Annotated in this window: 13 protein-coding genes and 6 tRNA genes; 15 read left to right on the forward strand and 4 right to left on the reverse strand. The window is 67.8% G+C overall.

Annotation, left to right across the window (positions count from 1 at the left end):
- Window positions 1–58: 58 nt before the first annotated feature.
- Window positions 59–976 (reverse strand): LysR family transcriptional regulator, encoded by a 918-nt coding sequence (locus HUN07_RS05355; protein ID WP_174908364.1) that lies wholly within the window; start codon window positions 974–976, stop codon window positions 59–61.
- 96 nt (window positions 977–1,072) lie between these two features.
- On the opposite strand from HUN07_RS05355, the gene HUN07_RS05360 reads away from it, so the two are divergent.
- Window positions 1,073–2,365 (forward strand): MFS transporter, encoded by a 1,293-nt coding sequence (locus tag HUN07_RS05360; protein WP_174908365.1) that lies wholly within the window; start codon window positions 1,073–1,075, stop codon window positions 2,363–2,365.
- Here HUN07_RS05360 and HUN07_RS05365 read toward each other — a convergent pair.
- Window positions 2,264–2,866, reverse strand: coding sequence for a hypothetical protein (locus HUN07_RS05365; RefSeq protein ID WP_174908367.1), 603 nt, complete (start codon window positions 2,864–2,866; stop codon window positions 2,264–2,266). The two genes, HUN07_RS05360 and HUN07_RS05365, sit on opposite strands and share 102 nt — an antisense overlap.
- Before the next feature lie 81 nt (window positions 2,867–2,947).
- Between HUN07_RS05365 and HUN07_RS05370 the strand changes: the two genes are divergently transcribed.
- The 10 genes from HUN07_RS05370 (at window position 2,948) to HUN07_RS05415 (ending at window position 7,024) form a co-directional block, all read left to right on the forward strand.
- A complete protein-coding gene (locus tag HUN07_RS05370; RefSeq protein WP_174908369.1) occupies window positions 2,948–3,340 on the forward strand; it encodes an MmcQ/YjbR family DNA-binding protein in 393 nt (130 codons plus the stop codon).
- 35 nt (window positions 3,341–3,375) lie between these two features.
- Complete coding sequence (locus tag HUN07_RS05375; RefSeq protein WP_114720999.1) at window positions 3,376–3,918, forward strand: hypothetical protein; 543 nt, start codon at window positions 3,376–3,378, stop codon at window positions 3,916–3,918.
- 96 nt (window positions 3,919–4,014) lie between these two features.
- Window positions 4,015–4,752 carry an MBL fold metallo-hydrolase gene (locus tag HUN07_RS05380; RefSeq protein WP_174908371.1) on the forward strand — a complete coding sequence of 246 codons (738 nt, stop codon included), beginning with the start codon at window positions 4,015–4,017 and terminating at the stop codon, window positions 4,750–4,752.
- A gap of 391 nt (window positions 4,753–5,143) precedes the next feature.
- Window positions 5,144–5,216, forward strand: a tRNA-Lys gene (locus tag HUN07_RS05385).
- A gap of 385 nt (window positions 5,217–5,601) precedes the next feature.
- Entirely contained in the window at window positions 5,602–6,258 is a 657-nt protein-coding gene (locus HUN07_RS05390; RefSeq protein WP_114720842.1) for a TetR/AcrR family transcriptional regulator, read from the forward strand.
- 114 nt (window positions 6,259–6,372) lie between these two features.
- Window positions 6,373–6,445: transfer RNA gene (locus tag HUN07_RS05395), tRNA-Glu, on the forward strand.
- A gap of 49 nt (window positions 6,446–6,494) precedes the next feature.
- Window positions 6,495–6,568: transfer RNA gene (locus HUN07_RS05400), tRNA-Asp, on the forward strand.
- A gap of 55 nt (window positions 6,569–6,623) precedes the next feature.
- Window positions 6,624–6,700 (forward strand) — tRNA-Phe (locus HUN07_RS05405).
- Window positions 6,701–6,819: 119 nt separating this feature from the next.
- Window positions 6,820–6,893 (forward strand) — tRNA-Asp (locus tag HUN07_RS05410).
- A 54-nt stretch (window positions 6,894–6,947) separates the two neighbouring features.
- Window positions 6,948–7,024, forward strand: a tRNA-Phe gene (locus HUN07_RS05415).
- Between the two features lie 35 nt (window positions 7,025–7,059).
- Here the strand turns inward: HUN07_RS05415 and HUN07_RS05420 are convergent.
- Window positions 7,060–7,818: an IclR family transcriptional regulator gene (locus tag HUN07_RS05420; RefSeq protein ID WP_174908373.1), complete on the reverse strand. Its 759-nt coding sequence runs from the start codon at window positions 7,816–7,818 to the stop codon at window positions 7,060–7,062.
- A gap of 304 nt (window positions 7,819–8,122) precedes the next feature.
- Here HUN07_RS05420 and HUN07_RS05425 point away from each other — a divergent pair, with 304 nt between their 5' ends.
- The 4 genes from HUN07_RS05425 to HUN07_RS05440 all read left to right on the forward strand — a co-directional run bounded on the left by HUN07_RS05425 (window position 8,123) and on the right by HUN07_RS05440 (window position 12,449).
- On the forward strand, window positions 8,123–8,725 hold the full coding sequence (locus HUN07_RS05425; RefSeq protein ID WP_114720848.1) for a TetR family transcriptional regulator: 603 nt from the start codon (window positions 8,123–8,125) through the stop codon (window positions 8,723–8,725).
- 309 nt (window positions 8,726–9,034) lie between these two features.
- The gene (gene hsaA / locus HUN07_RS05430) at window positions 9,035–10,213 is read left to right on the forward strand and encodes a 3-hydroxy-9,10-secoandrosta-1,3,5(10)-triene-9,17-dione monooxygenase oxygenase subunit (protein ID WP_174908375.1); all 1,179 of its coding nucleotides are present in this window, start codon (window positions 9,035–9,037) and stop codon (window positions 10,211–10,213) included.
- Between the two features lie 35 nt (window positions 10,214–10,248).
- A complete protein-coding gene (locus tag HUN07_RS05435; protein ID WP_174908377.1) occupies window positions 10,249–11,871 on the forward strand; it encodes an FAD-binding protein in 1,623 nt (540 codons plus the stop codon).
- 11 nt (window positions 11,872–11,882) lie between these two features.
- Entirely contained in the window at window positions 11,883–12,449 is a 567-nt protein-coding gene (locus HUN07_RS05440) for a TetR/AcrR family transcriptional regulator (protein WP_174908379.1), read from the forward strand.
- 20 nt (window positions 12,450–12,469) lie between these two features.
- On the opposite strand, the gene HUN07_RS05445 is transcribed toward HUN07_RS05440, so the two are convergent.
- Window positions 12,470–13,246, reverse strand: coding sequence for an SDR family NAD(P)-dependent oxidoreductase (locus HUN07_RS05445; RefSeq protein ID WP_174908381.1), 777 nt, complete (start codon window positions 13,244–13,246; stop codon window positions 12,470–12,472).
- Window positions 13,247–13,320 lie beyond the last annotated feature (74 nt).

A 13,320-nucleotide genomic window follows, 5' to 3' on the forward strand; every position in this document is an offset into this window, starting at 1 on the left:
CGGCACGTCCCCTGTGGCCTCGCCGATACCGAGTTCACCGTGTCGTCTGTGTCGGACGTTACACGTCGGTGACCTTCGGGGAGCCCGTTTTCCACGCTTCTCCCCACTGTGAATCTGCTGTGAATCGGAGGAACCGCTCCGCGGCGAGCGGCAGTGGCCGTCCGCTCGCCCAGACGATGCCGATATCGCGTCCGGCGCCGCGCAGGGGGACGAGCGTCACGCCCTCGGGCCAGGCGTGCGGCTCCTGCCACGGCATCACCGCGACACCGAGCGACGCCGACACCAGGCCGCCGATGGTGGCCAGCTCGCTCGACTCGAAGACCACGGTCGGCACGACGCCCGCCTCGGCGCACAACTCGTCGAAGATGCGACGCATCCCGTAGTCCTCGTGCATCCCGATGAACGGTTCGTCGGCCGCGGCGCCGAGGTCCAGGGAGGTGCTGCTGCTCAGCGGGTGACCGGCCGGGACCGCGAGGGCGAGTCGCTGGTGTGTGACCGCGGCCCACTGGACCTGCGGCGTCCGCGGCCTCGGTGACACGAACGCCAGATCGTCGCGGCCCTCCACGACGCGGTCGACGAGGGCCTGGGCGGCGTCCTGGTAGAGGGAGAACGTGACCTTGGGGCGCTCGTCGCGATAGGCCCGCAGCACCTCCGGGACCAGCCAGGTTCCGAACGAATGCAGGAAGCCCAGCCGCACGGTTCCACCGTCGGGGCTGCCCAGTGTCGCGATCTCCCGCTGCGCTGTCGACAGCTCGGTGAGGGCCCGGCGTGCGTGCTCGAGGAGCACCCGCCCGCTGTCGTTGATCTCGAGCCGGCGTCCGTGGCGGTCGAACAGTGCGACGCCCAGGTCGCGTTCGAGCCGGGCCAGGCGACGCGACAACGTCGGCTGGGAGATGCGCAGCATGTCCGACGCGGCCGTGACCTGCTCGGTCTCGGCGAGTGCGACGAACCAGCGCAGGCTCTCGATCAGTTCCACCCTGCAAGCTTATGCACAGGATGCATCACCAGCTGTTGAGAAATGCATTTCCTTTGTCTACGTCGCATCGCGAAGATGGTCGACGGAGGCAGATGCATGAAGAACACGGTCGCGGGGGCGACGAACCCGCGCGACGATCGCCCGACCCGAGGATCGCGGGAGTACCGCGCGATCACCCTCGCGCTGTTCGCGGCCGGACTCACCACGTTCGTCTCGATGTACTCGGCGCAGGCGCTGCTGCCGGCGCTGACGGACGACTTCGGGGTGGCCCCGGCGGTGGCCGCGCTCGCGGTGTCGGTCACGACCGGCATGGTGGCCGTCGCGATCATTCCGGCGAGCGTGCTGTCGGAGCGTTTCGGCCGGACCCGGGTGATGGTGACCTCCGCGGCGGTGTCGAGTGTGCTCGGGGTGCTGGTGCCCCTGAGTCCGAGCATCGAGGTGCTGTTGGTCGGGCGGGCCGTGCAGGGGATGGCACTGGCCGGGATTCCGGCGGTCGCGATGGCGTACCTCGCCGAGGAAGTGGGCTCCCGCGATCTGGGATCGGCGATGGGTCGGTACATCGCGGGCACCACGATCGGCGGTCTCGTGGGCCGGCTCGTCCCGTCGGCGGTGCTCGACGTCGCGTCGTGGCGCTGGGCGATGGAGGCGGCGTCGGTGCTGGCGTTGGTGCTCGCCGTGGTCATGACCCGCAAGCTCCCACCGTCGCGCAACTTCCGGCCGCAGCGCGTGCATCCGCGCATCGTGCTCGCGAATCTGGCTGGACACCTTCGTAATCCGGCGCTCGCGACGCTGTTCTCCTTGGGGTTCCTGCTGATGGGCGGCTTCGTGTCCGCCTACAACTTCCTCGGCTTCCGGCTGCTCGCGGAGCCGTTCTCACTGCCCGAGGCGCTGGTGGGTCTGGTGTTCCTGATGTACCTCGCGGGCACCTACACGTCGGCTGCGGCGGGCGCCGCCGCGGACCGATTCGGGCGTGCGACGGTCCTGCTCGGTGCGGTGGCGGTGATGGCGGCCGGGCTGGTGATCACGCTGACGCCGTTGCTGCCGCTGGTCCTGCTGGGGATGCTGCTGTTCACCGGCGGCTTCTTCGCCGCGCATTCGGTGGCCAGCGGATGGGTGGGGTTGCTCGCCACCGAGCATCGCGCGGAGGCGTCGTCGATGTACCTGTTCTCGTACTACCTGGGGTCGAGTGTCGCCGGGGCCGCGGCGGGTGTCGCCTATGCGTGGGGCGGCTGGCCGGCGACGGTCGGGTTCGTCGGTGTGCTGCTGGTGATCGCAGTAGCGGGAGCCTCAGGGATGTTCCGGCAGTCGCGCCCCGGACCGGGTCGACGCGTCCGGGCGTCGGCCGGCGGGCCGGGACGTCGCGAGCACCGCGACGGCAGCGACGAGTAGCAGCAGTCCGGCGCCCGGTCCGGTGACGGTGCTCGGTGCGACGTCGGTGGCCAGCCCGACGACGAGCGCCACCACCGCGATCGCGGTGACTGCCACGCCCAGCGGGACCAGCCACAGGTCGCCGAACATTCGGGCCAACGGGAAGAAGTGGATACCGACACCGGCGCAGATCCACACCGCGGTCCACGCCCCGAGCCCGAGCGATCCCAGCAGAATCGCACCGGCGAAGAGGACCCCGAACTCGGCGCCCACGACGACGTTGTACCGCCGTCGTACCTGTGGATCGGCCATCGGAGTGTGTTCCCCGGTGCTGCGGACCGCCGTCATGATGCCCACGATCACGACGAGTCCGGCGACCACCTGACCCACCAGGAGCACCGTGCGGAGCCAGTCGGGCGCCTCGGCCGATCCCCAGCCGAACCACATGAAGGCGAAGAACCCCTCGATGACGGCGGTGATGCCGCGAGTGCGCGTGTTCGTGGTCGCCGGTGTTCGAGTCACCGCCCCATCGAACCATCGAGAGACCGCATCGTCCCGTCGAAAGTCTTGCGGCCGTGCGTGCGGGAGGCACACAATCGCGCCATGGTCGCGAACATGAGCCGACTGCAGCGGATCGTCGACGAACTGCCGGAGGCTCAGCGGGTCGATATCGAGGAGTGGGGTGGGCACCCCAGTTTCCGCGTGCGGGGCAAGAACTTCGTCTTCAGCGACGCCGACGCGACGAGCCTGTCGTTCAAGTTGCCTGTGGACGAGGCCGCAGCGGTCGTGGCGACCGAGTCCGGTATCGAGCCGGCCGGCTACGGACTGGGTCGACACGGCTGGGTCTCCACCGCGGTGCCGCCCGACGGCGGCGAGGAATGGTGGGCTCAACTGCGTGAGTGGCTACGCACGTCGTACACGCTGATCGCGCCGAAGACCCTGGCGCGCATCGTTCTCGCCGAGGACGGGGCGCCGACGACGGGAGGACCGAAGTGAGCGACACCTCCACCACCACACCGTCCAAGGCAGGGATGCCTCCGTGGGCGAGGAAGGCGATCTGGGCCGGGGTGATCCTGGCGGCACTGGTCGTCGCGTACTTCATCCTGGCCGCATTCCTGCCGCGCTGGTGGGCGCAGCGTGTCGGCTCGCTGTCGTCGGGCAGCTTTGCCCAGGGCATCACGTGGGGGCTGCTGTACGGGGCGCTGTGCACGGCGGTTCCGCTGCTGCTGTTCTATCTCGCGTGGCGCTCGCGTCATCGCAAGCACGCGCGGGTCTGGGTGTTCACGAGTCTGGTGCTCGGCCTCGTGTTCGCGATCCCGAACCTGCTGACGCTCACAGTGGTCCTGGGTGGCAGCAGTGCCGCGCACGCGGGTGAACGCACGCTGGACGTCGACGCGCCCGGGTTCCGCGGAGCGTCGCTGTGGGGAGCGATCATCGGTGTTCTCGTGTTCGCGGCCGTCGTGTTCCTCAACGTCCGGTACCGCAAACGCGGCGAGGAGTTGACGGAGTTGCGCGCCGATCTTCATCAGCGGGAGCCGGAGTCGTCGGGGGAGGCGCCGGGGCCAGAGATGTGATCGCCCGTCGCGCGAGGTCGGTCGGCGCGCCCTCGTCTTGCACCGAACCCGTCGTCGGCGCAGTCTGGGCAGGGGGCGCGTTTGTGAGGTAGAGCCGTGGATACCGAGGCCACTGAGATCACCGAGATCGCAGCCGACATCTTCCGTCTGTCGACGTTCGTCGACGACGCGAATCTGGTGATGAACCAGTTCCTGATCCTCGGCGAGGAGCCGTTGCTCTTCCACACCGGTCTGCCCGTACTGTTCCCCTCCGTCTCGGTCGCGGCCGCCCGATTGCTACCTGTCGAAACGCTGCGCTGGATCACGTTCGGACACGTCGAGGCCGACGAGAGCGGCTCGATGAACCGTTGGTTGGCAGCGGCTCCCGATGCCGAGGTGGCGCACGGTGCGATGGGGTGTTTCGTCCAGGTCGGATACCTCGCCGATCGCCCGCCCCGACCACTGCAGGACGGCGAGGTCATCGACATCGGTGGCCGCCGGGTGCGGCGTATCGAGACCCCGCACATTCCGCACGGCTGGGACGCCGGCCTGATGTTCGAGGAGACGACGTCGACGTTGCTGTGTGGGGACTTCTTCACCGCATTCGGCAAACTGCCCGCACAGACCGAACACGACATCGTCGAACCGGCGTTGGCCGCGGAGGACCTCGGGCACGCGACGGCGCTGACCCCGGCGCTCGGGTCGACGCTGTCCGAACTCGCCGACCTCGACCCGGCCGTGCTGGGACTGATGCACGGTCCGGCCTTCCACGGCGACTGCCCCACGGCGCTGCGCGAACTGGCGGTCGCGTACGACGAGCGCTTGAACGCCGAATTGGCTCGCCGGCGGCGCTGAGCCGAAATCGTCCGGGACCGTGGGCCCTTCGTCCCTCGTTCGTGGGTCCTTGCTCCCGATATCCGCGTCAGGCCTTCCGTGACCCGGTGCGGTGTGGTGATCTGTTGATGCCTCTTCGCGCAGAGGTCGACCGTCGGTTTCGGGTGCTGTCGACGGTTCTGCTGGACGCCCCGTCAGTCTGGAGACGGGGCGTTCGCCATTTCTTCCCGATGAGGGCCCTTCGTCGAACCCTCGGGGGAGGGCGGTCGTCGGTGTACGGTGCGGCACACTCTCCCTCGCCGGTACACCGACGGCCGGATACTCCGGCGCTGCACCGATCCTCGTCGTGATCGCGATTGTCGGGGGCGAAGTTCCCACGAGCCGGCGGATCCCACTAGACTGCTGCCCGCACGCCCCTATAGCTCAGTTGGTAGAGCTACGGACTTTTAATCCGCAGGTCGTAGGTTCGAGCCCTACTGGGGGCACTCAGACCCCCGCCAGGATCTTCCTGGCGGGGGTTTTCTGCTCTCGGTGTTCCGGGTGATGCGCGGCATCGGTCGACGAGTTGATTCGACGCGCGGTGCGGCCGCTTCCGCGGCCGGAGCTTTCCGCTGCCCGGATACGAGATGCCCGTATGTGCGGCGCCGGGGAATTCCGGCTGTGGAACGGCTCGGGTGCGCACCCCCTGCAGCACACCCGAGCCGGGAAAATTATACCATTCGGTGTGTTTTTGGGCCTGTGTCGTCGAAGCCCGAGGTCAGGGCATTGCTGTTTCGGACCCGGGCACAAGGGGACTAGTCTGGTTTTCGGGCGGGTGGCAGCTGGCCGATCAATCGGCCGGCGTTACGGCTTTCGGAGGCGAGTAGCGCAATGGCACGTCAACAGGAACGTGCGCGGCGGACTCGCGCTGCGATCGTGGAAGCGGCCGCAGTCGAGTTCAGCAAGCGCGGATACGCGGCAGCGTCGGTGAATGCAATCCTCGAGGGTTCGCACGCGACCAAGGGCGCGATGTACTTCCACTTCGAATCGAAGGAGGAGCTCGGGCGCGCGGTGCTGGGCGCCGCTCTCGAAAAGTTCAAGGAGACGACGGACCGGTGGATGAGCCGGACGGATCTCGACCCCTTCGAGGTACTGCACGGTCTCATCGACGACGTTGCGCGGATGTTCCTGTCCGACGCGATCGTGCAGGCGGAGTTCCGGTTGATCATCGAGCCGGAGTTCTACTCCGACGTGCAGAACGGCGGGGCGAGCGTGTGGGGTGGTTCCGCTCACGAGTTGGTGGAGAGGGCCAGCCGCGAGGGGTTGGTCCGGGAGGGCGCCGACGCGGAGAAGTTCACGCGGGTCCTCGCGGCCGGTCTGGCCGGCCAGCGGTACATGTCCGACCTCACGGCGCAGGAGGTCGACCTGCGGGCAAGGTTCGAGGAGACGCTCGAGGTGGTTCTCGCGGGGATGGCGTCGGAGGCGTGGCTGGAGAAGTGGCGCCGTGAGGGATGGCCGGTGGAGACGGTTGCCGCAGGGCCGGAGTGATTCCGCCTTTGCGGCCCCTGATCAGGCGATTTGTGGTTTGCGAAATCGGTGCCCTAAGCTATGCAAGCTCCCAACGGAACGCCGTTGAGGGTACTGGCCGGAGCAATCCGACGGGCCCCCTTCGTCTAGCGGCCTAGGACGCCGCCCTTTCAAGGCGGTAGCGCGGGTTCGAATCCCGTAGGGGGTACGCTTCGCTCGTTGAAGTACGCAGTACAGTTGAATAGCAGTAACAGCAAGGCCCTGTGGCGCAGTTGGTTAGCGCGCCGCCCTGTCACGGCGGAGGTCGCGGGTTCGAGTCCCGTCAGGGTCGCTTTGTCTCACCGGAAACGGTGGGGCGCGATAGGCATTCGGTTCGGGTGCCGTCCGGCCAGGTAGCTCAGTTGGTACGAGCGTCCGCCTGAAAAGCGGAAGGTCGCCGGTTCGATCCCGGCTCTGGCCACCACAGGAAGTCGACAGACTCCGCAACGAGGATGACAACTCGATCGCGGAGTCTTCGCATGCAAGCCCTTGCATGTGCCGGCTCCCGTGGCAGCAGTACAGTTCCACCAGCAGTAACAGCAAGGCCCTGTGGCGCAGTTGGTTAGCGCGCCGCCCTGTCACGGCGGAGGTCGCGGGTTCGAGTCCCGTCAGGGTCGCTCATTCGAGTCGGAAACGGTTCGATGCGACAGACATTCGTTCGGGTGTCTTCCGGCCAGGTAGCTCAGTTGGTACGAGCGTCCGCCTGAAAAGCGGAAGGTCGCCGGTTCGATCCCGGCTCTGGCCACCACTTCGAGTACCGAGCTTGTCCTCGGTCTTCTTCCCTCATCCCTCGGCGATTCGTGCCGAGATCATCCGTGTCGCCCCCGCGAGCAGCGGCAGGGCCCGCTGCAGCTGATCCGTGTGGACCCGGCCGCGCAGCGAGATGCAACCCAGTTGGGCCGAATCGGTTTCGCCGGAGCACATGGCGGCGGCAACTGACAGCACGCCGGACGGATCGGTGTCCCAAGCCCGGCCGCTGCGGGTCCTGATGATCCCCAGTTGCCGATGCAGGTCCGACAGCGCCGCCGGCGCCAGCGCACCCCGATACAGCGCGTCGACGTGCTCCGGGGGCAACAGCGCGAGCATCGAGCGCCCCTCGACGGTGCGATCCGCTCGGCTGCGGTCACCGACGCGTGTGGCGATGGAGTCTGCGCAGCGTCCGCCGACCTTGTCCAGCCACACGATGTCACGGCCGTCGAGCACCGACAGGTGCGTGATCAGTCGCGTCCGCAGATGGAGTTGATGCAGGTGTGGGGCGGCGACGGCCCGAAGTTCGTCGCGTTCGGTGCTGCGCCCGAGGGCGATCGCCCGCCAGCCGAGGCGGTATCCGAAGCGGTTGTGGCGAAGCCAGTTCAGTTGGGTGAGCTGGTCCAGGATCCGATGTGTGGTGGACCGGGGGATGCGGGTCAGCTGGACCAGTTCTTCCGCGGTCAGCCGGGTGCCGGCGCCGTCGAACTGATCGAGGATCAGCGTGATCCGCTCGGCCATGGTCGGTGGCACGCTCGAAGCCGAGACATCCAGGTTGTCGTCGATGACAGTCACGTGTCCTCCAATCGCCGGCCGAGTCGGAGATCCGGTCCATTGAGTAATACCGAGTAATACCGAGTAATACCGAGCAATACCTGAGTTATACCCACCCCGCCGCTGCGGCGCCAAGCTGGGGGCGGCCGCGAGTGTCCGGTCGCCGGTTACTCCTTGGTACGAATTGGTTGTCGAAACCCTCGATGGTGAACAGTGTTTCAGAGTAAACGAGAACATTGTTTCAAATCTAGAGGCTGGGGCGCAGGCGTCGCGCGGGTTGTGTGTCGGCTACCGTGGCCGGGTGCGACCTGAGTGCGAGGCTCCGATGGCGACCGCGGAGATGACGTCGAGCCAGCGGGCGCGGCGAGCGGCGCTAACGGACGCGGTGATCGAGTTGCTGCAGGAGGTGGAACCGGACCGCATCCAGATGCGGGAGGTGTCCGAGCGGTCGCGGGTGGCGCTGGGCACCCTGTACAGGTACTTCCCGACCAAGGCGCACCTGATGGCCGCGTCGATGGTCGCCTGGAACGATCGGCTGTCGCGCAAGCTGGCCGCCGAGCGTCGACGTGCCCGCGAGTCCGACACGAGGGATCCCCGCAGCGTCCGTGATCGCGTGGTGTCGTTGTATCGACGGCAGATGCGGGCATTTCAGCGCGGGCCCAACTTTGCGCGACTCGACCTGGAACTGACGACGTCGTCCGACCCCTACGTGCGCGAGTCCATGCGGCGTCGGGCCGCGGACAACCATGCCGCGATGCTCGAGTTGATGGACGGGGTCCCGGAAGACGTGGCGCGCACGGCGATCCTTGCCATCGACGGGGCCATGCTGTCGGCCATGGCGCTCTGGATCGCCGGGCGCATCAGTTACGCGCAGGCCATGCGCAATGTCGAGGACGTCGCCGGGTTGGTACTCGCCGACTACGGCTGAGCGGCAGACCGGGCGAACGCCCTCTCCTCGGGCGAGAATCTAGAACAGATTCCACCGCTTTTCCGGGACGCGCCCGAGCCGCGACCCGGGGAGACGGTTCCGCGCGCTGAAATGGCTATTTGACCAGTTTGGGTGATGTGTCGAGTGGCTGGTCGGTGATTCGCGACGGGCGCTCGCCGAGCGGTTGCCCGCTCCGATGATCGACAAAATCTGTACCCTGTTCTAATCTCTGGGCCAGTGGAGGTGATCGTCCGAGGTATCGGTCGGTTCGGACGTGGCCGGGATGACCTCGGCGGGGATTGGGGCTCGATGGGTGACCGGCAAGTCGCGGATGTACTGCGCGACATCGAGGCGCTCCTGCCGGAGTTGCGCGAACGGGCCCAGGATGTCGAGGACGCTCGGGAGGTCTCCGTCGGCGTGATCCGCGCACTCACCGATGCCGGGCACTTCCGGTTGCTGCAGCCGAGTCGATTCGGCGGCCACGAGGCCGATCCGCGCGACTACTACGCGGCGGTGCGGGCGCTCGCGAGTGCGTGCGGTTCCACGGGATGGGTCGCATCAGTCGTGGGTGTACACCCGTGGCACCTGGCGCTGTTCGATCCCCGCGCACAGGACGACGTGTGGGGCGAGAACCCGGACACGCTGATGTCCTCGGCGTACGCGCCGATGGGCCGCGCCATCGCTTCCGACGGTGGGTACTTCTTCTCCGGGCGGTGGAGTTATTCGTCCGGGTCGGTGCACGCTGACTGGGTTCTGGTGGGTGGTCTGGTCGTCGACGACGCCGGGGACCCGATCGACTTCCGCACGTTTCTCGTGCCGGCTCGTGACTACACGATCGACGACGTCTGGGACACCGTCGGACTCCGGGGCACCGGCAGCAACGACATCGTCATCGAAGATGCCTTCGTTCCCGAGTACCGCACCCTGAGCTTCGCCTCGACCGTGCAGTGCGTCGGTCCTGGTCAGGGTGTGAATCCTGCTCCGCTGTACCGTCTTCCGTTCTCCGTCGTCTTCTCCACTGCCATCTCGGCGCCGATCGTGGGGATGGCCGACGGTACGTACTCCGCGTTCACCGCGTTGACCGCGGAACGGGTGCAGATGCTGATCGGCGGGCGACTCAACGCCGACGGGAACCACGTGCACACGGCCCTCGCCGAGTCCGCCCGCGACATCGAGCTCGCCTGGATGCAGTTGGACAGCAACATTTCCCGGCTGTCCCTGCTCGCGGAGAACGGTGATCGACTGCCGTTGTCCCTGCGGGCCAAGGTTCGTCGTGATCAGGTGAGCGCCACCGGAATGGCGGTCGCGGCGATCGATCGGTTGTTCGATCATGCCGGTGGTGCCGCGCTGCGGCGGGGGACCCCCATGCAGCGGTTCTGGCGCGACGCGCACGCGGGCCGGGCGCACGTGATCAACGACCCGCATCAGGCTCTGGCGCTCTTCGGGCGCAGCGAACTGGGGCACGACATTCGCGACGCGTGGGTGTGACGCGCCGCGCGAGCGGATCGAGGAGGAGGCGGAACATGCAGGTGCACACTGGGTCCGATCGCTGGGACGGTGAGGCGGACGTGGTCGTGGTCGGCTTCGGTGCGGCCGGCGCGAGCGCGGCGATCGAGGCGTCCGACCGGGGCGCACAGGTACTGGTGGTCGAGCGGTTCGACGGCGGCGGTGCCACGGCCATCAGCGGCGGCATCTACTACGCGGGCGGCGGGACGGCGCACCAGAAGGAGGCCGGATTCGATCACGACACTCCGGCCACGATGTTCGACTACCTGAAGCTCGAGACGTCGGGTGTGGTCTCGGACGAACTGCTCGACGATTTCTGCGAGCGCAGTGTCGAGAACCTGCAGTGGCTCGAGCGGCTCGGGGTGCCGTTCGAGGGCAGCATGGCGCCGCGGAAGACGTCGTACCCGACGAACGATTACTACCTGTACTACTCGGGCAACGAACTCGCGCCGCCGTACAAGGATGTCGCCGAGCCGGCGCCGCGCGGACACCGCACCAAGGGGCGGGGGACGTCGGGCAAGGTCTTCTTCTCCGCGATGGAGAAGGCCGCGCGCAAGCGGCGGATCGACGTACGCCGACAGACCACGGTCACGTCGCTCATCACCGACGACGCCGGCACCGTGATCGGAATCGAGTGCCGGGAGGTGGATCCGGGGGCCACCGCGCGCCGCGCTCTGCACCGGCTGCTCGGCTCGTGGAACCGCAAGATGAACCTGTACTACCGGCCGATCGGCCGGCTCATGGACGGTCCGATCCGCCGGATCGAGCGCGAGCACTCGGTGGTGCGCCGGTACCGGGCCCGCAAGGGCGTCATCCTCGCCGCCGGCGGGTTCGCCTTCAATCGAGAGATGTTGAAGGAGCACGCGCCGCGGTATCTGGGCGGCACCGCGCTGGGCACGATCGGTGACGACGGCAGTGGCATCCGACTGGGGCAGTCGGTGGGCGGCGCGACCGACCGCATGGAGCGGGTGTCGGCGTGGCGGTTCTTCAATCCGCCGATCGCGATGACCGAGGGCATCCTCGTCAACAAGGAAGGCGAGCGTATCTGCAACGAGCTGTACTACGGCGCGAAGATCGGCGAGCACATCGCCGAGCAGACGGATGTGGCCGCGTACCTGGTCGTCGACTCCCGCGTCCTGGCCGACGCCAAACGGCAGGTGCCCGAGCAGACGCTGTGGTTCCAGCGGTTGCAGACCACGTATCTCTTCAGCACCGGACACAAGAAGGGTGCCACCGCCGAGGAGTTGGCCCGTCGTTCCGGGATCGATCCCGCGGGGCTCGCGCGCACACTCGAGCGGTACAACGCGGACCGTCGCGACGGTCGACCCGACGCGATGGGCAAGGACTCCGCGCATGTCACGCCGCTGGTCGACGGCCCCTTCGACGCGTTCGACTGCTCGATCCGCGTGCAGGCAGGTTTCCCGTGTCCGGTGCTCACGTTGGGCGGTCTCGTCGTGGACGAGGTGACCGGCGCGGTGACCGGCGAGGACGGCCGCCCGATCCCGGGACTGTACGCGGCCGGCCGCAACGCGGTGGGGATCTGTTCACAGTCGTACGTCAGCGGTCTGTCGATCGCGGACTGCGTGTACTCGGGCCGTCGAGCAGGGGCCGTCGTCGCGCGGAATTCCACCGTCGCGTAGCCTCCGGACATGTGTCTGGCAATTACGAATCGACCCGCCGCCGTCTGACGTCCAAGCAGGCGGAGACGGTCTCGCGGCTCACCCGGTGCGCGGTGGAGGTGCTACGGGAGAACGGTTTCGCCGGATTGACCGTTCGTTTGGTGGCGGCGCAGGCGGGTGTCGCGCCGGCCACGGCGTACACCTACTTCTCGTCGAAGGAACACCTGGTCGCGGAGGTTTTCTGGCGCCGGCTGTCCGCCATGTCGAGCGACCATGCGCCCTCGGACGACCGCACGACGCGGGTCGTCGAGGTGCTGCGCAGCGTCGCCCTCCTGGTGTCGGACGAGCCCGAACTGGCGGCCGCGGTCACGACTGCGCTGCTCGGCCGCGACCCGGACGTGGTGCATCTGCGGGCGCGGATCGGACTCGAGATCCGGAAGCGACTACTCGACGCCCTCGGCCCCGAGCCCGACGAGGAGCTGCTCGAGGCGCTCGAGATGCTCTACGCGGGCGCGCTGCTGCGGGCCGGCATGGGGTACGACTCGTACGGGCATATCGCGGACCGGCTCGAGGGCTCGGCCCGGATGATCCTGCCGTGATCCAAGGGCCGGTCCCGGGCTCAGACGGTGTAACCGCCGTCGACGTTGAGCTTCTGGCCGGTGACGAATCCGGCCTTGTCGCTCGCGAGGAAGCAGACGGCCTCCGCGATGTCGACGGCAGTCCCGAACTTCTGCAACGGAATGCGGCTCATCGTGACATCGAGGGCCCGCTGGTCGAGGCTCTGCGAGCTGATCAGGCGCTCGGCCATTCCGTCGGTGAGCATGCCTGGGCCGACGGCGTTGAAACGGACACCGTAGCGGCCCTCCTCGGCCGCGAATCCGCGCACGAGTGCCTCGACCGCGCCCTTGGTGCCGGCGGACAGGCCGTCCCGCACCGGGTAGCGGTCGGTGGCGGCGGTGGTCACCGCGACCACGGAGCCCGACGCCTCCCGCAAGGCCGGTAGGCAGGCCTGCACGACGGCGAAGAACGCGGTCGCCTCGTCGTTGAGATGCTGTGCGTACGTGGATGGTTCGACGCGGGACAGGTGGACCATCGGAACGTGCGGTCCGGCCGCGTGGACCAGGATCGAGAGGTCGCCGAAGTCGGCGGTGGTGTTGCGGGCCAGGTCGCCCAACTGGTCGACGTCGCACAGGTCGACGCGGTGCGCGGCGCCGCGCACCCCGAGTTCCTCGATCTCGGTGACGAGCTTCGCGGCGGCCTCGGCATTGGACCGGTAGGTGAGCACCACGTTGTGGCCCTGCGCGGCGAGTCGACGGACGATGGCTGCGCCGATGCCGCCGGTACCGCCGGTGACGAGGGCGGTGGTGGGCGTCGAACTCGGCGATGAGGTGGTCACGGCGTGCTCCTGGGTGTCGTGGTGAATGGCGTTCTCGTGAATCTCCAGGCAACCTAGCACTTGCTTGGTATGGC

Source organism: Rhodococcus sp. W8901 (genome assembly GCF_013348805.1).
Taxonomy (GTDB): Bacteria; Actinomycetota; Actinomycetes; order Mycobacteriales; family Mycobacteriaceae; genus Prescottella.